The organism is Bacillus velezensis, assembly GCF_001461825.1.
Classification (GTDB): Bacteria; Bacillota; Bacilli; order Bacillales; family Bacillaceae; genus Bacillus; species Bacillus velezensis.
In genome coordinates, this window is sequence record NZ_LLZC01000012.1 from 209,124 (window position 1) to 232,094 (window position 22,971).

A 22,971-nucleotide genomic window follows, 5' to 3' on the forward strand; every position below is an offset into this window, starting at 1 on the left:
AAAGAGAAAAGGGGCTGGGATTAAATGAATGCGATTACAATCGTCATAGCGTCTATATGTATTTTGGCGATCGCCTATCGGCTTTACGGTACCTTTATGATGGTCAAAGTATTAAAAATCAATGATCAGACACCGACTCCGGCCCATGTGCTTGAGGATGGGAAAGATTATGTGCCGACGAATAAGTGGGTGTCATTCGGCCACCACTTCGCGGCAATCGCCGCTGCCGGCCCGCTTGTCGGACCGATTCTGGCAGCTCAGTTCGGCTATCTGCCCGGGCTTTTATGGCTGTTAATCGGGGCGGTGATCGGAGGAGCCGTGCACGATATTGTCGTATTGTTTGCATCAATGCGGAAAAACGGGAAAACGCTTTCTGAAGTTGCCAAAGAAGAGCTCGGCCCGGTGGCGGGTTTTTGCACGGGTCTCTCGATGCTGTTTATCATTACGATCACGATGGCGGGGCTGTCCATGGTTGTGCTGCACGCGCTTGAGAAAAACCCGTGGGGAACGTTTGCGGTGGGGATTACGATTCCGATCGCGATGGGGGTCGGCCTCTACTATAAAAAAACAGGCAATCTCAAACTCGCATCAACTGTCGGGTTTCTTTTGTTAATGGCCGGTGTTGTCATCGGGCCGCGGCTGCAGGCAACGGCTCTCGGGGACATGCTGACACTGGATGCGAAAACGCTTGCAGTGGCGCTTCCTGTCTATGCGTTTTTCGCCGCGGCGCTTCCGGTTTGGCTTTTACTGGCTCCGCGTGACTATTTAAGCAGTTTTATGAAAATCGGGGTTTTTGCCGCTTTGATTGCAGGCGTCTTTTTCGTCAATCCCGCCATTAAATTCCCGGCCGTAACGGAGTTTATTCACGGCGGAGGGCCGGTGATCGCGGGTCCTGTCTGGCCGTTTATTTCAATAACGATTGCCTGCGGCGCCATTTCAGGCTTTCATGCATTTGTCGGTTCCGGCACAACGCCGAAAATGCTGGATAAATGGAGTGATATAAAGCCGGTTGCTTTCGGAGCGATGCTTGTGGAATGTCTCGTCGGAATTATGGCGCTCATTGCAGCTGCCGCTCTTGAGCCCGCCGACTATTTTGCCATTAACAGCACGCCTGAAATATTCCGCACCCTCGGGATGAATGTCGTCCATTTCCCTGAATTGAGCAAAGAAATCGGGCTCAGTCTGGAAGGAAGAACGGGCGGAGCCGTTACGCTTGCCGTCGGAATGACGTATATCTTTACGGAGATTCCGTTTTTCAGTCATTTGGCTTCATACTTTTTTCAATTCGTCATTATGTTTGAAGCGGTGTTTATTTTAACGGCGATTGATGCGGGAACCCGTGTCGCCCGGTACTTGATTCAAGAGTTTTTCGGAGAGGTCTATAAGCCGCTGAAAAAAACAGACTGGCTGCCGGGCTCGATTTTCTCAAGCGCGCTCGCCTGCCTGCTGTGGGGCTATCTTCTGTATTCGGGCGATATCAGCTCCATTTGGGCGCTGTTCGGCGTATCCAATCAGCTTATGGCGTCTGTCGGCTTAATTATCGGTGCGACCGTCGTATTAAAAATAGCGGATAAGCGGCTCTATATGCTGACATGCCTGATTCCTCTCGCTTATTTGTACGTGACCGTCAACTATGCGGGTTATTGGATGGTGCGGTATGTGTATTTGAACCCCGAAGCGGCGGGATACAACGTGCTGAATGGCGTTTTATCCATTATCATGCTCATTCTCGGGCTTGTGATTATCATTGCGGCTGTGAAAAAATGGGCGAATGTATGGCGTGATCCGAGTGCCAGACTGGAAGCTTCAATACCCGGATAAATCCGCGGCCGTCCGAACATTGCAGCATCATAAAAAAGCAGAGAGCCGATCGGTCTCTCTGCTTTCATCTTATGACAAATCCGCCGCTTCCAAAAGGTAATCCGCCAAATGAACCGCGCGGACACGGCCTGTTAATCCTTCGCGCAAAATGCCGAGCTGCATTTGCAAAAGGCATCCGGGATTGGCTGTCACGATGACGGCCGCCTCCGTTTTTCCGGCGGCTTTCATCTTGCTGTCTAATATTTTCATAGACATTTCTGACTCTGTTATATTATAAATTCCCGCCGACCCGCAGCAGCTGTCGGCCTTTTCCATTTCTCTGTACTCAGCCCCTTTAATGCTTTTCAAAAGCGTGCGCGGTTCCTCTGACGTATGCATCACATTGCGGAGATGGCAGGAGTCCTGATATGTGACGATATGAGGAGACTGTGCCCGCAGGTTTTTTTGATGGAACTTCAGATCAACCAGTACGGATGAAAAGTCTTTGAGCTTCCGGACGAATTGTTCGGCACGTTCCGCCCATCCAGGTTCATCTTTCAGTAAATGCGGATATTCCTGAAGAAAGGCGCCGCATCCGCCGGCGTTTGTAATGATATAATCAGCGTCAAGCGCTTCAAAAGCCGCGATATTCCGCTTGGCCAGTTCTTTTCCCATCTCTTTTTCTCCGCTGTGCCCGTGAAGCGCGCCGCAGCACGCCTGGCCGTCCGGAACCGCGATTTCACACCCGGCCGCCTGTAAAAGCGCCGTTGTCGCATGATTTGTCGCTAAAAACATCGTATCCATTAAGCAGCCCGAGAAAAAAGCGGCCCGTTTTTGGACGGGACCCGCGGCAGGAAGAAAACGCGGCCTTTCCTTCATGTCTTTCCGTTTCGGGGCGGGCGGGAGCACTTGTTCCATTGTGCGCAGATGTTCAGGCAAAACGCGCAGCATACCGGTTTTTCTGACGGCGGTCTGCAGTCCCGATCTTTGGTATATTCCGAGAAGATTCACGGCTGTCTGCATGCGGTTTTGATGAGGGAAAAGCCCGGTGAAGGCGGCTTTCCGCAAGAGGCGCACGCCCGGCTTATGTTTTTTATTTTGATGAATGATATCCCTCGCTTCTTCAAGCAGCTGTCCGTAATTGACCCCTGCCGGACAAACGGGCTCGCATGCCCGGCACCCGAGACACAGCGAAAGTGAGCGCTCGACATCTTCATCCGGCTCGATCAGTCCGTCAGTGACGGCTTTCATCAGGGCGATCCGGCCGCGCGGCGAATGGGATTCTTGAAATCCCGATTCGATATAGGTCGGACAGGAAGGAAGGCAGAAGCCGCAGCGCATACAGTTCAGCAATTCACCTTCATCCATGCGGTTTTTGAATTCTGTTTGAATTTGTTGCTGCTCTCTAGCCGTTGTCATTTCATCACCACCACGCGTTTCCTTGATGAATTGGCGAATATTTTTCCCGGATTCAGCAGATTTTGGGGATCAAGCGCTTGTTTGATCGCTTTCATGGCGGTGATGCCTTCTGTTTTCAGCTTCATTTCTAAATACGGCGCTTTTACGATGCCGACCCCGTGTTCACCCGTTATCGTCCCGCCCAGTTCAATCGCTTTTTCAAAAATGGCGGCAAAAGCTTTTTCGACACGTTCCATCTCCTCTGTATTTCGGATATCGGTGGTGCACGTCGGATGGAGGTTGCCGTCTCCGGCATGACCGAATGTGCAGATGGACAAGCCGTATGTTTCTGCAATCTCGTTAATGGCTTTGACCATGCTGGCAATTTGTGATCTCGGCACGGTCGCATCTTCCAGAATCGTTGTCGGTTTCAGCCGGGCAAGGGCTGATAATGCCGACCTTCTGGCCTCTGTAAGCGAGAATGCCTCTTCCTCGGTTTCAGCCGTTTGGACGGATACGGCTGCTCCGTTTTTACAGATGGCTTCGATTTTTTCCATATCTCGTCTGACCGTTTCGATGTCACCGTCCTGTTCGATCAGCAGCACCGCTTTTGCGTCGGTCGGAAGCCCGATCTTGGCGTAATCTTCAATGACCTGCAGTGTCGGCTGATCCAGAAATTCGAGTGTCGCCGGAATGATTTTTTCAGCGATGATGGCAGAAACCGATTCCGCAGCCGCTTCAATATGTTCATAGAGTGCAAGCAGCGTTTTTTTCGTTTCCGGCTTCGGAACCAGCTTTAAAGTCGCTTCCGTCACAACGCCGAGCGTCCCTTCTGATCCGACGAAAAGCCGGGTCAGATCATAACCGGCGACATCCTTTGTCAGCTTTCCTCCTGTGCGGATGATATCGCCTGAAGCCAAGACGGCTTCAAGGCCGAGGACATAATCCCGGGTGACGCCGTACTTCAAACCGCGCAGCCCGCCGGAATTTTCATTAATATTCCCGCCGATCGTCGATATTTTCATGCTGCTCGGATCAGGCGGATAAAATAAACCTTTTTGTTCAACCGCACGGATCATATCTTGCGTGATTACGCCCGGCTGGACGGTTGCCGTCAAATTTTCTTCATCGATTTCTAGAATGCGGTTCATATGTTTGAATAAAAGCACAAGCCCGCCTTCAGACGGACATGTGCCGCCGCATAAGTTTGTGCCTGAACCCCTCGGCACGATCGGAATGTCATGCCTGCTGCAAATCGTTAGTATACGCGACACGTCATCCGCGCTGCGGGGGGCGATTACCGCATCCGGCATGGCTTGCAGCTGAGGAGCCGCATCATAAGAATACACAAGACGGCCCGCCGCCGAATCATCATAATTCTCCTTCCCGACCGTCCGGATGAACGCTTCTTTTGCCTCTCGTGAAATCATGTTCTCCCAACCTCCCTGATAAGAAAAGCGTTTTCATTTAATTGTAAAGAAAAACGATTCCGCACACTATGGAGAAACATATGAAAAATGATGATATGATTACGTGATTTTTGTATGTTGATCTAAAAAGCGCAGCGCCAAATAAAAAGCCGTTATGTCTTCGGGGCGGTCAAGTTTCATATTTGTCAGTGATTCCAGTTTGGAAAGACGGTAGCGCAATGTATTGATATGAATATGCATGTCGTCGGCGGTGCGCTTTAACGATAATTGCCGGTCGAAAAAGGCGCGCAGCGTATCCAGAAGTTCTTCCCGGTCCAGTACATGCTCGAGAACCCGCCGTGAAAATTCCGACCTCGTGCGGGGTGTGATATCGGCAAGACACATATCCAGTTTTAAATCTTCTTCAAAGACGGCCTGCTTGTCACCGATACCGGCTGAAAGTGCTTTATCCGCCTGTTCGTATGATTCCGTGAGGCGCTCTCCCGGAACGATCCGTCCGATGCCGGCGGTGACAGGCTGCCCGAAAACGGCGCCGATCTTTTTAATGAGCTGTGTTTTGGAAGCCGAATTTGCTTCATGATTAATGAGAATGCGTTCATTTCCCCAGCGGACAAACAGGTCTTCAGGGCATTCGTACTGCCAGAGCCGCCCGAGCTCCTCCGCTTTATATTGCTCATAACGGCCTTGAATGAGTATGATCCGGCGGTATGCGTGAAGGTCTGCGCCGATGAGCTTTGCTTTTTCTAAAAAGCCCGGAGACCATTCTTTCAGCTGCAGCCAATCAACCATAAAGGATTCAAGCATTCTCGCACGCCACTGCGCTTCTTCCATATGGCGCGTTTCTTTAATAAACAGCTCCGTCATTTTTCTGAGCAATTCTCCGAAAGGAAGGATATCGTCAGGGTCTCCTGTCAGACCGAATACTCCGATCACTTCATGACCTGAAAAAACGGGGAGGTTCAGTCCTGCTTTTACGCCCTCGAGCCGTTTTTCATCTTCTTTCGTAATGATGACATTCCGTTTTTCGCGCGCGCAGATCAGTGCGCCTTCATGAAACCATCCGGCGCGCGCCTCGTTGGTGCCCGCGATGATCATTCCTTTTGTATCGGCAATAATCACTTCGCGGCTGTACATATGTTTGACTTCGGCAATCAACTTCTTTGCCAGTTCCGGCTGTAACTGCATGGCGATCCCCCTCGCCATTATTATACAAAAAAAACCGGGTGTGCCATCACCCGGTTCATGCTTATTGCGCAGGTTTTAATCCGCCTTCAAGTGTTTTGAGCATTTCATTTTTTTCTGAGTCCGACGCATGCTGCCAAAGAACTTCGAATAAGACGCCGAGGCCCGGAAGCATTTTTTCTTCACCGCTTTGGATGGCGTCAACGATAGTATGCTCCAGCTGATCCTGGTTATTGCCGGTTACATTGGCAATAACGGCGTTGCGTAAATTAAGATCCATTACAACCGCTCCTTTTTCCTGAATGTGATACGCATATTCTTACCGCGCACGCGGTTTATTATGTGCTGTTCTTAAGATATAATAACAACATGCATGAAAAAAGGAGAGCACAGACATAAAGTGAAACGAATCGACTCTGCAAAAAACCAAAAAGTGAAGGATTGGAAAAAACTTCACACAAAAAAAGAGAGACTTAAAACGAATACATTTCTGATAGAAGGAGAGCATCTGGCAGAAGAAGCGCTCAAATCAAAGGGAACGGTAAAAGAAATTCTCGTAAACGATGAGAGCGCCATCCCGGCCGATCTGGACATGAGTATCCCGTGCTACGTGCTGAGCGAAGACGCGTTTTCAGCCGTGACGGAAACGGAAACGCCGCAGCGGATCGCCGCGGTCTGCCATATGCCGGATAAGCAGCCTGATCAGCTGAAGCGGCTGCTTCTGATTGATGCCGTGCAGGACCCGGGGAATTTAGGAACAATGATCAGAACGGCAGATGCGGCGGGGATCGACGCCGTTGTCCTTGGTGAGGGAACAGCAGACCCGTACAACGGAAAAACGCTGCGTTCAGCACAAGGTTCTCATTTTCATATTCCCATTTTGAAACGTCCGCTTGATGAGTTTACCGCTGAGCTGAAATCACAAGGCGTCGCGATCTACGGCACGGCGCTTGAAAACGGTGCGGCTTATCAAAGCGTGAAGCCTGAAGAATCGTTCGCGTTAATCGTCGGGAACGAGGGGGCGGGAGTGGACGCCGGCCTTCTGCAAAAAACGGATCTCAACTTGTACGTTCCGCTGTACGGACAGGCGGAATCGCTGAATGTGGCGGTAGCGGCCGCCATCCTCGTTTATCATCTCAGAGGATAGGTTGCGAAAAGCCTTGGATTTCACTATAATAGATAGCAATAATGTAAAAACCGTGACAGAGGACGTCAATTTTTGCACACACTGCCTTCCAGGGAGAAAATGCCGCTGACTGAGAGCATTTTTATCGCAGCACAAAAATTGATTTTCACCTCTCGAGTTGTCACCGGGACCGCGCCAAACGCGCGTAAAGGTGAACCGGAACGATCGTTTCCGTTATGTCAATGAAGCTGTCGGCAGATGAAGTCTGCCTTAAAAAGGGTGGTACCGCGGCCACAACTCGTCCCTTCTCTCAAGGGGCGGGTTTTTTTGTTTTCTGAAAAAGGCATAGAACGGTTTGGTTTACATAAAAGGAGGATGCATGATGGAAGAGAAGCTTAAACAGCTCGAACTGGAAGCTGCAGAAAAAGTAGAAGCGGCGGGTTCATTAAAAGAAGTTAACGACATTCGGGTGCAATATCTCGGAAAAAAAGGGCCGATTACAGAAGTTCTCCGCGGCATGGGCAAACTGTCCGCCGAAGAGCGCCCGAAAATGGGAGCGCTCGCCAATGAAGTGAGAGAGCGCATTGCAGCAGCCATTACGGCGAAAAATGAACAGCTTGAACAAGAAGAGATGAATAAAAAACTCAGCAGCCAGACGATTGACGTCACATTGCCGGGCAGTCAGGTAAACATCGGCGGACGCCATCCGCTGACGGTCGTTATTGAAGAAATTGAAGATTTATTTATCGGAATGGGATATACCGTCGAAGAAGGCCCTGAAGTGGAAACGGATTATTACAACTTTGAGGCGCTGAACCTGCCGAAGGAACATCCGGCCCGCGACATGCAGGACAGCTTTTACATTACAGAAGAAATGCTGATGAGAACGCAGACGTCACCGGTGCAGACGCGCACGATGGAAAAGCATAAAGGAAAAGGCCCCGTCAAAATCATTTGTCCCGGTAAAGTGTATCGCCGCGACAACGATGACGCGACACATTCCCATCAGTTCATGCAGATTGAGGGTCTCGTCGTCGACCGCAAAATCAGCATGAGCGACCTGAAAGGCACGCTTGAATTGGTCGCCAAAAAAATGTTCGGCCAAGATCGTGAAATCAGGCTCCGTCCGAGCTTTTTCCCATTCACAGAGCCTTCTGTCGAGGTGGATGTGACCTGCTTTAAGTGCGGCGGACAAGGTTGCTCCGTCTGCAAAAAAACAGGCTGGATCGAAATTCTCGGCGCCGGCATGGTTCACCCGAACGTGTTGAAGATGGCCGGATTCAATCCTGAGGAATACCAGGGTTTTGCTTTCGGAATGGGTGTGGAACGTATCGCGATGCTGAAATACGGCATTGAAGATATCCGCCATTTCTATACCAATGATGTCAGATTCATTTCGCAGTTTAAACAGGCGTAAGAGGAGGATACACATGTTTGTTTCTTATAAATGGTTAGAAGATTACGTTGACTTGCAGGGAATCGACCCGGCCGTGCTTGCAGAAAAAATTACGAGAGCCGGTATTGAAGTTGAGGGTATCGAGTATAAAGGGGAGGGCGTAAAAGGCGTTGTCATCGGACACGTGCTTGAGCGTGAACAGCACCCGAATGCCGACAAACTCAACAAATGCCTTGTTGATATCGGTGCGGAGGAACCCGTGCAGATTATCTGCGGCGCCCCGAATGTTGATAAAGGACAGAAGGTTGCCGTTGCAACGGTCGGAGCCGTGCTTCCCGGCAATTTCAAAATTAAAAAAGCCAAGCTGCGCGGCGAAGCGTCTCACGGCATGATCTGTTCCCTTCAGGAGCTCGGCATTGAAAGCAAGCTCGTGGCGAAAGAATATGCGGAAGGCATTTTCGTTTTTCCGAATGATGCTGAAACGGGAGCTGACGCAATGGCGGCCCTTCAGCTTGATGATGCGATTTTAGAATTGGGCTTAACGCCGAACCGCGCCGACGCGATGAACATGCTTGGCGTGGCTTATGAAGTTGCGGCTATTCTCGGCGCAGAGGTAAAGCTTCCGGAGGCTTCATATGAAAAAGCGGCAGAAAAAGCGGCGGATGCTGTTTCCGTTAAGGTTGAAGATACGCAGGCCAATCCGCATTATGCCGCAAAAATCATTAAAAACGTCAAAATCGGCCCGTCACCGCTTTGGATGCAGACGAAGCTGATGAATGCAGGCATCCGCCCGCATAATAACGTCGTGGACATTACAAACTTCGTCCTCCTTGAGTACGGACAGCCGCTTCACGCTTTCGATTACGACCGGTTCGGTTCAAAAGAGGTCGTCGTCAGAAAAGCGGCGGAAAATGAAACCATCGTGACGCTGGATGAGCAAGAGCGCAAGCTGTCAAGCAGCCATTTGGTCATCACAAACGGAAAAAAAGCGCAAGCCGTTGCGGGAGTCATGGGCGGAGCTGAGTCTGAAGTCCGTGAAGACACCACTGCGATTTTACTGGAAGCCGCTTATTTCGACGGACAGACCGTCCGCAAAGCGTCGAGAGACCTCGGGCTGAGAAGCGAAGCGAGCGCCAGATATGAAAAAGGCATTGATCCGGCACGCGTTCTGCTGGCGGCTGAACGGGCCTGCAGTCTCATTCAGGCATATGCCGGCGGAGAAGTGCTCTCAGGCACGGTTGAAGAAAACCATCTGAAAATCGAAGCAAACAATATTCACGTGTCTGTTGAAAAAGTGAACGCCGTGCTCGGCATGACAATCGCTAAAGAAGAAATCATCAGCATTTACAAGCGCCTCGGGTTTGCAGTCGGTGAAGCTGAAGACGTTCTCGTCGTAACGGTCCCGTCGCGCCGCGGAGATATTAGAATAGAAGAAGACCTGATTGAAGAAGCGGCGAGATTGTACGGGTATGACAATATTCCGTCCACGCTTCCGGAAACGGCCGGCACGACAGGCGGCTTGACACCGTACCAGGCAAAACGCCGGAAAGTGAGACGTTTCCTTGAAGGAGCGGGTCTTTCACAAGCGACCACTTATTCATTAACGAATGATAAAAAAGCGGCCGCTTTTGCGATCGAAAAATCATTCAACACGATGCTTGCTCTGCCGATGAGCGAAGAAAGAAGCATTCTCAGACACAGCCTCGTGCCGAATCTTCTTGAAGCCGTTTCATACAATCTGGCCAGACAGACTGATTCCGTTGCTTTATATGAAACGGGTTCTGTATTTCTGACGAAAGAAGAAAACACAAAACCGGTTGAAAAAGAACGGGTTGCCGGAGCTGTAACCGGATTGTGGCGCAAAAATTTATGGCAGGGTGAGAAAAAGCCGGTTGATTTCTTCGTCGCCAAAGGAATCGTTGAAGGCCTGCTGCATCAATTGAATGTGTCAGACCGGGTTGAATTTGTCCAGTCAGAACGCAAAAACATGCATCCCGGCCGGACGGCAAACATTCTATTGAACGGTTCGCTTGCCGGATTTATCGGCCAGGTGCATCCGGCAATGGAAAAAGAGCTGGATATCAAAGAAACGTATGTGTTCGAGCTTGATCTGCACGCGCTTCTGACCGAGGAAACAGAACCTGTCGTGTATACGCCGATTCCGAAGTACCCGTCCGTCACGCGCGACATTGCGCTTGTGGCAGATAAAACCGTTACAAGCGGACAGCTCGAAGCCGTTATCAAAGAAGCCGGCGGCGCGCTGCTGAAAGAAGTCACCGTATTTGATGTGTACGAAGGTGAGCATATGGAAGAAGGCAAAAAATCCGTCGCCTTCTCGCTCCAATATGTTAACCCTGAACAAACATTGACAGAAGAAGAAGTGACAAAAGTACATGAAAACGTGCTGAAAGCGCTGGAAGAAACGTATCAGGCCGTATTAAGAGGATAAAGAAAAAGCTTGCAGATCACTCTGCAAGCTTTTTTACTATGACCGCTTCCGTTCAACAAGGCGTTTCGCTTTTTGCGTATTGGCAAAATGAAGTTTGGTGAACGTTCTGAGCGCACCTTCTCCCTTATTGATGATCAGCTTGGCGGCAGCTTCATCGACGTGCGGCCCCGCGCCTTTTGGAATCGTCATCCCAGCCTCACGCGAAAGCTTATCCATTTCAATTAAGAAAGAATATCGCGCAATGATAGAGGCTGCGGCGACGGAAAGATGTATGCTTTCCGCTTTCGTGCTGAAAAACGTTTTTTCTTTTACGATATCCCGTCCGGAAAGATGCTTAAAATAAATGCCGGGCTCTGCGAATTGGTCAATCAGAATCGCTTCCGGTTTAACGCCGTTCATTTTTCTCAGCAGATTGGAAATCGCCTGATTATGAAGGAGCGCCTTCATTTTTCCTTGGCTCATGCCTTTTTCCTGCATCTGATTGTATTTTTCGTTTTTTAACACAAGCAGGCTGTAAGGAATGGTTTTAATTAACAGTTTGGCGATTTCAATAATCTGCGGATCTTTTAAATCCTTCGAATCCTTCACACCGAGTTCTCTCATTAAAGAGAGCTTTGTTTTGTCGGCGTAGGCGCAGGCAACCGTTATCGGCCCGAAGTAATCGCCTGTTCCGACTTCATCAGAGCCGATCACTGACATGGAGGCAATGCCCGCCGGGGGAGCGTAAAGCGGGTCGGCCGCTTTTTTGACGGTTTTCTTTGCTTTCGGCGTCTCAGCCGTTCCCCAGCGGGCCGCTTCTGTGCCGGCGTTTTTTCCTTGAAAGAGAACCTTGCCCGAGCGGTAGGCTGTAATGGTACAGCCCGGAGGCTTGGCCTGGAAGACGGCGCCCTGCGGAACGGCGGGAGTAAGGGAGCCGGCATAGGATTGTTTCATTTGTTCCATAGCGGAAGCGGATACTTTTATAATAGAATGGGACACGATATAATCTCCTTTTTTGGCACTTTTCACTGTATATACCAGTGTATCATAACAGCCCGAGGCTCGTCTTTCCATTCAAACGATAATCGTGGTATGATAGGAACTAGGATTCTCGCGGAATGGAGGAGAAACGTTGTCTGACGGCAAAAAAACCAAAACGACAGTAAACATTTACGGCCAGCACTTCACCATTATCGGGGAAGAAAGCAAAGCGCACATGCGCCATGTGGCCGGAGTGGTTGATGATAAAATGAGAGAAATCAACGAGAAAAATCCATATCTTGATATAAATAAGCTCGCTGTATTGACTGCGGTCAATGTCGTGCATGATTATATGAAACTGCAAGAAAAATATGAAATACTGGAGCGGCAGCTTAAAGAAAAGGAATGAACACCATATGATAGATATCATCATCTTAGTTTTGCTCTTAATGGGCACATTGCTTGGATTAAAAAGAGGATTTATCCTCCAATTTATATATTTAACGAGTTTCATCCTCTCGATTGCGTTTGCGGCGCTTTTTTACAAAAGCCTGGCCCCGCATCTGAGCTTTATACCCGCGCCTGATTTTTCCGGCGGGCAGGCGGCTCTGTCTTTTATTAAAGGAAACGTAGAGACGGCTTATTACAACGCGATCGCGTTTGTCATTTTGTTTATCATCGCAAAGATTCTGCTCCGGATTATCGGAGCGGCGCTTAATATCATCGCCGGCATTCCGGTCATTAAACAGATCAACAAACTGCTGGGCGGGGTGCTTGGGTTTCTGGAAGTCTATTTATTTGCGTTTATCCTGTTATACGTCGCATCCGTACTGCCGGTAAGCGCGCTTCAGGATATGCTCGCACAATCGACGCTTGCAAATATCATCACACATCATACGCCGTATCTGTCAGGGCTCCTGCAAGAACTGTGGGCCCAGTACGGGGCATAAAAAACTTCTCTTGACCGGAGAAGTTTTTTTCAAGCTCTGCGTCAGTTGTGCCGGAGGAGAAAAATTTGTATGATGAAAAGCAGGAAACGACTGGGGGTTAACAGTATGCATAAAAAAGATATCATCAGGCTGCTTGAAACGATTGCGGTCTATATGGAACTGAAAGGGGACAACCCGTTTAAAATATCAGCCTTCCGAAAAGCGGCAGCGGCGCTTGAGCAGGATGACCGCAGCCTGTCGGAAATCGACGACATGATGTCTTTATCCGGAATCGGAAAAGGCACCTACGGCGTCATTCGTGAATATATGCAGGAAGGTGTGTCCGGCACGCTTCTCCAATTGCAGAAAGAAGTTCCGGAAGGCTTGGTTCCTCTTTTGAAGCTTCCGGGCCTCGGCGGCAAAAAAATCGCCAAGCTGTATCAGGAACTGGGCGTTCATGACGCGGAATCGCTGAAAGAAGCGTGCGAGCAGCAAAAAGTTCAGGGGCTCGCCGGTTTCGGCAAAAAAACGGAGGAGAAAATCCTCCAGGCTCTCGGAGAAGCCGGAAAACAGCCGGAACGGTTTCCGATCGGCTATGCGCTCAGCATTGCTTCAGTAATTGAAGAACATTTGGCCCGGCTGACGGATATTCAGAAATATTCCCGGGCCGGCAGTCTCAGAAGAGCGCGGGAAACCGTAAAAGATCTGGATTACATTATCGCTACAGATCATCCGGAGGCTGTCAGAGAACAGCTTCTTTCTCTCCCGAACGTAAAAGACGTGATAGCGAGCGGGGATACAAAAGTATCAGTCATCCTGACCTTTGAATATGAGACGAGTGTGGATTTCCGGCTTGTGACAGAGGAACAGTTTGCCACCACACTGCATCATTTTACCGGTTCTAAAGATCACAACATTAAAATGCGCCAGCTGGCGAAAGAGCGCGGTGAACGGATCAGTGAATACGGAGTAGAAACTATAGAAACGGGAGACGTCAAAACATTCCCGAGCGAAGAAGCGTTTTACGCCCACTTCGGTCTGCCGTTTATTCCTCCTGAGCTCAGAGAAAGCGGGCAGGAGGTCGACACGTACCGGGAAGAAACGGACCTTGTGGAGCATAAAGCGATAAAAGGCGATCTCCACATGCACTCAGCCTGGAGTGACGGCGCTTTTTCCATCAGGGAAATGGCAGAAGCATGTATGGCAAAAGGCTATCAGTACATGGCGATCACCGACCATTCCCAATATTTAAAGGTAGCCAACGGGTTAACGGCCGAGCGGCTCAAAAAACAGGCGGAAGAAATTGACGCGTTAAACGCTGAATTTGAAAATTTTCATATTTTTAAAGGCGTAGAAATGGACATTCTCCCCGACGGTTCGCTTGATTATGATGACAGTGTTCTGTCTGAAATGGATCTTGTCATCGCATCTATTCATTCAAGCTTCAGCCAGCCGGAGCATGTCATTATGAAACGGCTTGAACAGGCGCTGACGAATAAGCACGTGGACATTATCGCCCACCCGACGGGACGCCTGATCGGCAGACGGGCCGGCTATGAAGTCGACATCGACATGCTGATTGAACTCGCCGCCAAAACAAATACGGCGCTTGAACTGAATGCAAACCCCGCGCGCCTCGATTTGCGGACTGAGCATCTGATCAAAGCAAATGAAAAAGGTGTGACTTTGGTCATTAATACCGATGCCCATAATATCGAGATGCTCGATGATATGAAAACGGGCGTGACCGCTGCGCGCAAAGGCTGGACGGAGACAAAACATGTGTTAAACGCCCGGCCGCTACACGAGGTCAAAGCATTTCTGACGCGCAATGATTAAGTAAGGAGGATCACAAAACCGTGCAGCAAAAAGTGTTATCATCACTTGAATTTCATAAAGTAAAAGAACAGATTACCGCACATGCCGTCTCATCGCTCGGCCGGGAGAAGCTTCTGCAGCTGAAACCTTTGACGGATCTCTCAGACATCCAAAAACAGCTGGATGAAGTTGAAGAAGCATCCGCGGTCATGCGCTTGAGAGGCCATGCTCCGTTCGGCGGACTGACCGACATAAGATCCGCTTTACGGCGGGCGGAAATCGGCAGTGTGCTGACACCGGCGGAATTCACCGAATTGTCCGGGCTGCTGTATGCCGTTAAACAAATGAAGCATTTTATCAGCCAAATGACAGAAGACGGCGTCGGCATTCCGCTGATACAGGCCCATGCAGAAGAGCTGATTACATTAGGCGATTTGGAAAGGGAGATTAACTCCTGCATTGATGACCATGGTGAAGTGCTTGATCATGCGTCACCCGCTTTAAGGGGAATCCGCACGCAGCTCAGGACGCTTGAATCAAGAGTCAGAGACCGGCTTGAATCGATGCTGCGTTCATCTTCCGCTTCTAAAATGCTGTCTGACACCATCGTTACGATTCGGAATGACCGCTTTGTCATCCCGGTCAAACAGGAATACAGATCAAGCTACGGCGGAATTGTCCACGATACATCTTCATCCGGTGCGACACTGTTTATTGAACCGCAGGCGATCGTAGATATGAACAACTCGCTTCAGCAGGCGAAAGTAAAAGAAAAACAGGAAATCGAACGGATTCTTCGAATGCTGACGGAGCATACGGCTGAACACACACAAGAAATCGCTCAAAATGTGGAAGTGCTGCAGACACTGGATTTCATTTTCGCCAAAGCGAGATACGCAAAAGCGATGAAGGCGACAAAACCACTTATGAACGGAGACGGCTTTATCCGGCTGAAAAAAGCGCGCCATCCGCTGCTGCCCCAAGATCAAGTCGTGGCCAACGATATTGAACTGGGCGGAGATTATTCAACGATCGTTATCACGGGGCCGAATACGGGCGGTAAAACCGTTACGTTAAAAACACTCGGGCTGCTGACGATTATGGCGCAGGCAGGATTACACATACCGGCTGATGAGGGATCGGAAGCAGCCGTATTTGACAATGTGTTTGCCGATATCGGCGATGAACAGTCGATCGAACAAAGTCTGAGTACGTTCTCATCCCACATGGTCAATATCGTCAATATTTTAAAAGACGTGTCTGAAAACAGTCTTGTGCTGTTTGATGAACTCGGTGCCGGAACAGATCCGCAGGAAGGGGCGGCGCTTGCCATGAGCATCCTTGACGAAGTTCACCGGACAAACGCCAGAGTGCTTGCGACAACCCATTATCCGGAACTGAAAGCATACGGATATAACAGACAAGGCGTCATGAATGCCAGCGTTGAATTTGACATTGAAACGCTTTCGCCTACCTATAAGCTTCTGATCGGAGTGCCGGGCCGAAGCAACGCATTTGAAATCTCAAGACGCCTTGGGCTTCCGGAGCATATCATCGGCCAGGCGAAGTCAGAAATGACCGCCGAACATAACGAAGTCGATCTGATGATCGCATCGCTTGAAAATAGCAAAAAAAGAGCGGATGAAGAGCTTTCTGAAACCGAATCAATCAGAAAAGAAGCAGAAAAACTGCACAAAGAGCTTCAGCAGCAAATCATTGAGCTGAACGCCCAAAAAGATAAAATGATGGAAGAAGCCGAGCAGAAAGCTGCGGAAAAACTGGAAGCCGCCGCAAATGAAGCCGAACAGATTATCCGCGAACTCCGGTCCATCAAGCAAGAACACAGATCCTTTAAGGAACACGAGCTGATTGACGCCAAAAAACGCCTCGGAGACGCGATGCCGGCTTTTGAAAAATCAAAGCAGCCGGAAAGAAAAACAGAGAAAAAACGCGAGCTGAAGCCGGGCGACGAAGTAAAGGTGCTCACATTCGGACAAAAAGGGGCGCTGCTTGAAAAAACCGGCGAGAAAGAATGGAACGTTCAAATCGGCATCCTCAAAATGAAGGTGAAGGAAAAAGATCTTGAGTTTCTCAAATCGGCTCCTGAACCGAAAAAAGAAAAAGCAATCACCGCCGTAAAAGGGAAGGATTATCACGTATCGCTTGAACTTGACCTCAGGGGAGAGCGTTACGAAAACGCCCTCAGCCGCGTCGAAAAATATTTAGATGACGCGGTGCTTGCCGGCTATCCGAGAGTGTCCATCATTCACGGAAAAGGCACGGGCGCCCTCCGAAAAGGGGTGCAGGATCTTCTGAAAAACCACCGCAGCGTGAAAAGCTCGCGGTTCGGGGAAGCGGGAGAAGGAGGATCAGGCGTAACGATTGTCGAACTAAAATAAAAAGGGAGTAAACGTCATGAATGCTTTTTGGGAAAATGAGCTTGTTGAAATCGCGGCTTATTACAGTGTAGCCGTCTTGTGTCTCGTCATTTTTCTGACCGTGTTTGAATTGGTGACATCCTATAAAAACTGGGTGGAAATCCAAAAAGGCAATCTTGCGGTGGCAATGGCGACCGGAGGGAAAATTCTCGGTATCGCAAATGTCTTTCAGCACAGCATCGCCCAGCATAATTCGCTTTTGCAAATGATCGGCTGGGGCGTATATGGATTTATTATGCTTTTAATCAGCTATTTTATCTTTGAATTTCTGACGCCCCGGTTTAAAATTGATAAAGAAATTGAAAAAGATAACAGAGCTGTCGGCTTTATTTCATTTGTCATCTCAGTCGGCCTGTCATTTGTGGTGGCCGCCGGGATTTAAGGGGACGGGGAAAAATGGAGAAGCTTGCGAAAGTGCTGCTGTCGGCAGCGGGAATTTTTCTGTTCATCGGACTTATTTATCTGGTCATGACATCTTAATACTGAAAAAAGGCTGCCGAACTAAAATCGGCGGCCTTTTTTATTGAGAATACCAGTTTATGCAGGCCGTATCGGAGCAAATGACGGCTTCCCGACTCATGGCGCGGATGACAGATGGCATGTCTTGATCTTCCATGAGAAAGAGTGTCGTAAAAGAATCATATATGCTCATAAAAGCGGCGCGCCGTTTTTCGTCGGCAATGATCATGTCAGCCCGCAGCAGTCCGCATACATCCGAAGCCGCCGTTTGATTGAGTGAAAATATGCCTTTCTCTTCGACCGGCTCATAATAAGTGCAGCGCTTTATGCCTTTTGAACGGAACACATCCAAAAGTCCCGGAATTAAAAATGGTGAAGTGACATCATCGCTCGGCAAGTACAGATCGGGATGAAGCAAAAAGGCGGCCGACGTAAACGGCTTCGGCAGCTGGCGCAGGATAGGAACTCCCTCTTCAAAATGCAGCGTTTCCAGCAAACTCAACACCTCCTGAGACTCGAAATTTCACATGAAACGCTTTCCAATTCCAATCACCCTTCTGCTATAATAATAGTGTATAGGAAAACAGAAGGGAGAGGTATTATGCAGTCTGAAAAGCCATGGCTTTCTCAATATCCCGAAGAGATTCCGCATGAGCTTGAATTTACTGATCAAACCCTGCCATCCAATCTGACAAACTCCGCAGCTCAATTCCCGAACCACACCGCCATTTATTTTCTCGGAAAAAAACTCACATTCCAAGACGTTCTCACAGATTCGTTAAAGCTGGCCGCTTTTTTACGCAAAACAGGCCTGAAAAAAGGTGACAGAGCCGCCATTATGCTGCCCAATTGTCCGCAGTCGGTCATCGCTTTTTACGGCGTATTGTTTGCCGGCGGCATTGTCGTTCAGACCAATCCTCTCTACACGGAACACGAGCTTGAGTATCAGCTGAAAGACAGTGCGCCGCGCGTGATCATCACCCTCGATATGCTGTTTCCGAAGGTGATAAAAATGAAAACGTTATCAATCGTCGAACGCATTATTACAACGAGTATAAAAGACTTTTTGCCGTTCCCGAAAAATATGCTGTATACGCTCACGCAAAAACAACAGGTGCATATTGATTATGACGGCTGCGAACAAATTCACAAATTAGCGGATATTTTAAAAAACGAAAGAGCGGAGGAAGCGGAGCCATTTGATATTGACCCTGCGCATGACATCGCCGTGCTTCAATACACGGGCGGAACAACCGGCTACCCGAAAGGCGTCATGCTCACACACCGGAACATTCAGGCCAATACAGAAATGTGCGCCGCCTGGATGTACAAAATGAAAAAGGGAGCCGAAAAGGTGCTCGGCATCGTGCCTTTTTTTCATGTGTACGGATTGACCGCCGTGCTCAATTTTTCCATTATGCAGGGATGTGAAATGATCCTTCTTCCCAAATTCAATCCTTTGGATACCCTGAAAACAATCGACAGGCTGAAGCCGACGGTTTTTCCAGGGGCGCCGACGATTTACATCGGGCTGTTGCATCACCCGGAGCTGAATAAGTATGATTTGTCCTCCATTGAAAGCTGTCCGAGCGGTTCAGCGGCGCTTCCGGTTGAGGTCAAACAGAAATTTGAAAAAGTGACCGGAGGAAAGCTTGTGGAAGGCTACGGATTATCCGAAGCATCACCGGTTACCCATTCAAACTTCATTTGGGGAAAAAATAAACCCGGCAGCATCGGCTGTCCCTGGCCCAATACCGACGCCGGAATCTATTCAGAAGAAAAAGGCGGGCTTGCGGGGCCGTATGAACACGGCGAGCTGATCGTAAAAGGTCCTCAGGTCATGAAAGGATACTGGAATAAGCAGGAGGAGACGGCGCGTGTCATCAGAGACGGCTGGCTGTTTACCGGAGATATGGGATATATGGATGAGGAAGGATTTTTCTACATCGCCGACAGGAAAAAAGACATCATCATTGCCGGCGGATACAACATTTACCCCCGGGAGGTGGAAGAGGCGCTGTATGAGCATGAAGCCGTTCAGGAAATCGTCGTAGCGGGCGTTCCTGATTCCTACAGGGGGGAAACGGTGAAAGCATTTATCGTTTTGAAAAAAGGCGCCGAGGCAGATGCCGATGAGCTTGATGCGTTTGCAAGAGAGCGGCTTGCGCCGTACAAAGTCCCGAAGCTTTACGAATTCAGAAAAGAGCTTCCGAAAACGGCCGTCGGAAAAATATTAAGAAGGCGTTTAGTCGAAGAGGAAGATGCTTCCCGTGAAAACAAGGTGCCTTAAAAGAAAAACTTGACAAAATCCGGATTCCTTTTTATCATGAAGTTATGAATGAATAGTCATTCATTTATCGGAGGAAGGAACGATGACATTGAACCAAAAACGGCCAAAGTATATGCAGATTATTGATGCAGCAGTAGAAGTCATAGCGGAAAACGGCTATCACCAATCACAGGTGTCCAAAATCGCCAAGCAGGCCGGCGTTGCGGACGGCACCATCTATTTATATTTCAAAAACAAAGAGGATATACTCATTTCTCTTTTTAAAGAAAAGATGGGCCAGTTCATTGAACGCATGGAAGAAGAAGTGAAAGAAAAAACGACGGCAAAAGAAAAACTCGCCCTCGTTATTAAGCAGCATTTCACACTGCTCGGCAATGACCGCCACCTCGCGATTGTGACCCAGCTTGAGCTCAGACAGTCGAATATCAAGCTGCGCCTGAAAATCAATGATATTTTAAAAGGTTATTTAAACATGCTGGACACCATTTTGACCGAAGGAATCAAGTCGGGGGAATGGAAAGACAATCTCGACGTCCGCCTCGCCCGGCAGATGATATTCGGGACGATAGATGAAACAGTGACAACATGGGTGATGAACGATCAGAAATATGATCTTCCGGATTTGTCAGACAAGGTATTGGAGCTGTTGGTGTCAGGGATTCATCAAAACTAAAGGGGGTTGACGGATGAACAGCCTTTCGATGGCGGTAGAACAATCTGTTGCGGTGATCACCATTAATCATCAGCCGGCCAACGCGCTGTCCGGTGCGGTTTTAGATGAGTTGTCCGGTCTGTTCGACCGGTGTGAAACAGATGACAGCGTCAGAAGTATCATTATTCGCGGTGAGGGAAAATTTTTCTCGGCGGGCGCCGATATAAAGGAATTTACGTCGCTTGAAAATCTTGAGCAATCTTCTGCCATGGCGGATAAAGGCCAGCAGCTGATGGAAAGAATTGAAGGGTTTCCGAAGCCCGTTATCGCAGCGATTCACGGCGCTGCGTTCGGCGGCGGTCTTGAGCTAGCCATGGCCTGCCATATCAGAATCGCTACATTGGATGCAAAGCTCGGCCTGCCCGAGCTGAATCTCGGCATTATTCCGGGCTTTGCCGGGACGCAGCGGCTTCCCCGGTACGTCGGTACGGCGAAAGCGCTTGAAATGATCGGCACTTCAGAACCTGTGACCGGAGAAGAAGCGCTCAGCCTCGGCCTTGTCACGATAGGCGCCGAACATGAGGAAGAGCTGCTGCAAAAAGCGAAAACGCTCGCGGGCAAGTTTGCGGAAAAAAGCCCGCAGTCGATGGCTTCTCTGCTTGAGCTCCTTTATTCAAACAAGATCTATTCTTATGACGGCGGCTTAAAGCTTGAAGCAAAGCGCTTTGGGGAAGCATTTGCATCAGATGACGCAAAAGAAGGCATTCAGGCATTTCTCGAAAAAAGAAAGCCTCAATTCGGTGGGCGAAGATAAAGGGGATAAGATTATGAATCTATTTGTACTGATGAAACGGACGTTTGACACAGAAGAGAAAATCGTCATTGAAGCAGGAAAGATTCAGGAGGACGGAGCCGAATTTATCATTAATCCGTATGATGAATACGCCATTGAAGAAGCCATTCAGCTGAAAGAAGAGCACGGCGGAACCGTTACCGCTGTAACCGTCGGCGGAGAAGATGCGGAGAAAGAACTGAGAACCGCCCTTGCGATGGGCTGTGACCAGGCGGTGTTAATCAATATTGAAGATGATCTGAGCGATCCTGACCAATACTCCATTTCAACTATCTTATATCATTATTTCAAGGATCGGGAATATGATCTGATTCTCGGAGGAAATGTCGCGATTGACGGCGGTTCCGGCCAAGTGGCTCCAAGGCTTGCCGAACTGCTGAACATTCCTTGCGTCACAACGATTACAAAACTGACAATCAGCGGCGATGAAGCTGTGGCAGAGAAAGACAACGAAGGGGATACCGAAATCATTAAAACCTCACTTCCTTTAGTCATCACGGCACAGCAAGGCTTAAACGAGCCGCGCTATCCGTCGCTTCCGGGCATTATGAAGGCGAAGAAAAAACCGCTGGAAGAACTTGAGCTCGATGATCTCGATATTGATGAAGATGATGCCGCACCGAAGCTCAAAACGATCGAACGTTTTCTGCCGCCGCAAAAAGAAGCGGGCAGACTGATCGAAGGAGAAGCCGCTGAGCAGGCGAAAGAGCTTGTGTCACTGCTGAGAAAAGAAGCCAAAGTCGTATAAACCGATATTAAAGAAACTGGGGGATGTCAGAATGGGAAAAAAAGTGATCGTACTCGGAGAAATTCGTGACGGCGCCTTACGGAACGTCACCTTTGAAGCCATAGCCGCAGGCAAAACCATTTCCGGCGGAGGAGATGTCATCGGCGTGCTGATGGGAAAAGGCGCGGCTGATGCAGCATCAGAACTCATTCAGTACGGCGCCGACAAAGTATTTACGGCCGATGCGCCGGGGCTTTCTCAGTATACGGCGGACGGATATGCCGCGGTTCTCGGGGATTTGATCGAAAATGAAAAGCCTGATGCGGTCATTTTCGGCCACACTTCTATGGGAAAAGATTTGTCGCCTAAGCTTGCGGCCCGGTTTGAAACGGGGCTGATTTCAGACAGCACGGATGTAAGCGTTACCGGAGACAACATCGTTTTTACAAGACCGATTTATTCGGGAAAAGCCTTTGAACAGGTGATTTCAACCGATCCTTTCATTTTGGCGACAATTCGGCCGAATAATATTCAGGCATTAGAAAAAGAAGCGAACCGGACGGGTGATATTGAAGAGCTTGCGGCGCCTCCGGCAGATTTGCGGACAGTCATTGAAGAAGTAGTCAAAAAAACGGCGGACGGCGTGGATTTATCAGAAGCGAAAATTATCGTAGCAGGCGGCCGCGGTGTAAAAAGCAAAGATGGGTTTGAACCGTTAAAAGAACTTGCCGAGGTGCTCGGAGCAGCGGTGGGCGCTTCACGCGGCGCGTGTGACGCGGACTATTGCGATTATTCTCTTCAAATCGGCCAGACGGGAAAAGTCGTCACGCCGGATTTGTATATCGCCTGCGGCATTTCCGGAGCGATTCAGCACTTGGCGGGCATGTCAAACAGTAAGGTCATTGTTGCCATTAACAAAGACCCGGAAGCGGAAATATTTAAAATAGCGGACTACGGAATTGTCGGCGATTTGTTCGAAGTGGTTCCGCTTCTGACCCAGGAATTTAAAAATGCCAATATTCATTCATAATCAAAACCCTCTGGCTTAATTTGTCAGAGGGTTT

The 22,971-nt window shown here is 49.2% G+C and carries 20 protein-coding genes; 14 read left to right on the forward strand and 6 right to left on the reverse strand.

Annotated elements, in window-relative coordinates; all coding sequences use genetic code 11:
- Positions 1–24: 24 nt before the first annotated feature.
- Positions 25–1,821 (forward strand): carbon starvation protein CstA, encoded by a 1,797-nt coding sequence (gene cstA, locus AR442_RS05245; protein WP_053284938.1) that lies wholly within the window; start codon positions 25–27, stop codon positions 1,819–1,821.
- A gap of 69 nt (positions 1,822–1,890) precedes the next feature.
- Here the strand turns inward: cstA and AR442_RS05250 are convergent, their stop codons facing one another.
- The 4 genes from AR442_RS05250 to sspI form a co-directional block, all read right to left on the reverse strand.
- Positions 1,891–3,219 carry a (Fe-S)-binding protein gene (locus tag AR442_RS05250; RefSeq protein WP_014418591.1) on the reverse strand — a complete coding sequence of 443 codons (1,329 nt, stop codon included), beginning with the start codon at positions 3,217–3,219 and terminating at the stop codon, positions 1,891–1,893.
- A complete protein-coding gene (gene glcD / locus AR442_RS05255) occupies positions 3,216–4,628 on the reverse strand; it encodes a glycolate oxidase subunit GlcD (RefSeq protein ID WP_014418590.1) in 1,413 nt (470 codons plus the stop codon). The genes AR442_RS05250 and glcD overlap by 4 nt, the downstream gene beginning before the upstream one ends.
- 99 nt (positions 4,629–4,727) lie before the next feature.
- On the reverse strand, positions 4,728–5,813 hold the full coding sequence (locus tag AR442_RS05260) for a CdaR family transcriptional regulator (RefSeq protein ID WP_014418589.1): 1,086 nt from the start codon (positions 5,811–5,813) through the stop codon (positions 4,728–4,730).
- Positions 5,814–5,874: 61 nt separating this feature from the next.
- Entirely contained in the window at positions 5,875–6,090 is a 216-nt protein-coding gene (sspI, locus tag AR442_RS05265) for a small acid-soluble spore protein SspI (protein ID WP_003152527.1), read from the reverse strand.
- Between the two features lie 120 nt (positions 6,091–6,210).
- On the opposite strand from sspI, the gene AR442_RS05270 reads away from it, so the two are divergent.
- The 3 genes from AR442_RS05270 to pheT all read left to right on the forward strand — a co-directional run bounded on the left by AR442_RS05270 (position 6,211) and on the right by pheT (position 10,781).
- Positions 6,211–6,957 (forward strand): TrmH family RNA methyltransferase, encoded by a 747-nt coding sequence (locus AR442_RS05270; RefSeq protein WP_007408111.1) that lies wholly within the window; start codon positions 6,211–6,213, stop codon positions 6,955–6,957.
- A gap of 361 nt (positions 6,958–7,318) precedes the next feature.
- Positions 7,319–8,353 carry a phenylalanine--tRNA ligase subunit alpha gene (gene pheS / locus AR442_RS05275; protein WP_003152530.1) on the forward strand — a complete coding sequence of 345 codons (1,035 nt, stop codon included), beginning with the start codon at positions 7,319–7,321 and terminating at the stop codon, positions 8,351–8,353.
- 13 nt (positions 8,354–8,366) lie between these two features.
- Positions 8,367–10,781 carry a phenylalanine--tRNA ligase subunit beta gene (gene pheT / locus AR442_RS05280; protein WP_012118137.1) on the forward strand — a complete coding sequence of 805 codons (2,415 nt, stop codon included), beginning with the start codon at positions 8,367–8,369 and terminating at the stop codon, positions 10,779–10,781.
- 36 nt (positions 10,782–10,817) lie between these two features.
- Here pheT and rnhC read toward each other — a convergent pair whose 3' ends face one another.
- Positions 10,818–11,759, reverse strand: a complete 942-nt coding sequence (gene rnhC / locus AR442_RS05285; RefSeq protein ID WP_014418587.1) for a ribonuclease HIII — start codon at positions 11,757–11,759, stop codon at positions 10,818–10,820.
- A gap of 133 nt (positions 11,760–11,892) precedes the next feature.
- Here rnhC and zapA point away from each other — a divergent pair, with 133 nt between their 5' ends.
- The 5 genes from zapA (at position 11,893) to AR442_RS05310 (ending at position 17,308) form a co-directional block, all read left to right on the forward strand.
- Positions 11,893–12,150, forward strand: a complete 258-nt coding sequence (zapA, locus tag AR442_RS05290) for a cell division protein ZapA (protein WP_007408114.1) — start codon at positions 11,893–11,895, stop codon at positions 12,148–12,150.
- 7 nt (positions 12,151–12,157) lie between these two features.
- Entirely contained in the window at positions 12,158–12,691 is a 534-nt protein-coding gene (locus AR442_RS05295) for a CvpA family protein (RefSeq protein WP_014418586.1), read from the forward strand.
- A 105-nt stretch (positions 12,692–12,796) separates the two neighbouring features.
- Positions 12,797–14,509 carry a DNA polymerase/3'-5' exonuclease PolX gene (polX, locus tag AR442_RS05300; RefSeq protein WP_007408115.1) on the forward strand — a complete coding sequence of 571 codons (1,713 nt, stop codon included), beginning with the start codon at positions 12,797–12,799 and terminating at the stop codon, positions 14,507–14,509.
- A gap of 20 nt (positions 14,510–14,529) precedes the next feature.
- Positions 14,530–16,887, forward strand: coding sequence for an endonuclease MutS2 (locus AR442_RS05305; RefSeq protein WP_014418585.1), 2,358 nt, complete (start codon positions 14,530–14,532; stop codon positions 16,885–16,887).
- A 16-nt stretch (positions 16,888–16,903) separates the two neighbouring features.
- Positions 16,904–17,308: a DUF350 domain-containing protein gene (locus AR442_RS05310; RefSeq protein WP_003152541.1), complete on the forward strand. Its 405-nt coding sequence runs from the start codon at positions 16,904–16,906 to the stop codon at positions 17,306–17,308.
- A 138-nt stretch (positions 17,309–17,446) separates the two neighbouring features.
- Here the strand turns inward: AR442_RS05310 and AR442_RS05315 are convergent, their stop codons facing one another.
- The gene (locus AR442_RS05315; RefSeq protein ID WP_014418584.1) at positions 17,447–17,881 is read right to left on the reverse strand and encodes a DUF2711 family protein; all 435 of its coding nucleotides are present in this window, start codon (positions 17,879–17,881) and stop codon (positions 17,447–17,449) included.
- 105 nt (positions 17,882–17,986) lie between these two features.
- Between AR442_RS05315 and AR442_RS05320 the strand changes: the two genes are divergently transcribed.
- The 5 genes from AR442_RS05320 (at position 17,987) to AR442_RS05340 (ending at position 22,937) form a co-directional block, all read left to right on the forward strand.
- Entirely contained in the window at positions 17,987–19,675 is a 1,689-nt protein-coding gene (locus tag AR442_RS05320; protein ID WP_014721631.1) for an AMP-binding protein, read from the forward strand.
- 88 nt (positions 19,676–19,763) lie between these two features.
- On the forward strand, positions 19,764–20,348 hold the full coding sequence (locus tag AR442_RS05325) for a fatty acid metabolism transcriptional regulator FadR (RefSeq protein WP_007408119.1): 585 nt from the start codon (positions 19,764–19,766) through the stop codon (positions 20,346–20,348).
- 13 nt (positions 20,349–20,361) lie between these two features.
- Entirely contained in the window at positions 20,362–21,141 is a 780-nt protein-coding gene (locus AR442_RS05330; protein ID WP_014418582.1) for an enoyl-CoA hydratase, read from the forward strand.
- A 13-nt stretch (positions 21,142–21,154) separates the two neighbouring features.
- Positions 21,155–21,928: an electron transfer flavoprotein subunit beta/FixA family protein gene (locus tag AR442_RS05335; protein WP_007408121.1), complete on the forward strand. Its 774-nt coding sequence runs from the start codon at positions 21,155–21,157 to the stop codon at positions 21,926–21,928.
- A 31-nt stretch (positions 21,929–21,959) separates the two neighbouring features.
- Entirely contained in the window at positions 21,960–22,937 is a 978-nt protein-coding gene (locus AR442_RS05340) for an electron transfer flavoprotein subunit alpha/FixB family protein (protein WP_014418580.1), read from the forward strand.
- Positions 22,938–22,971 lie beyond the last annotated feature (34 nt).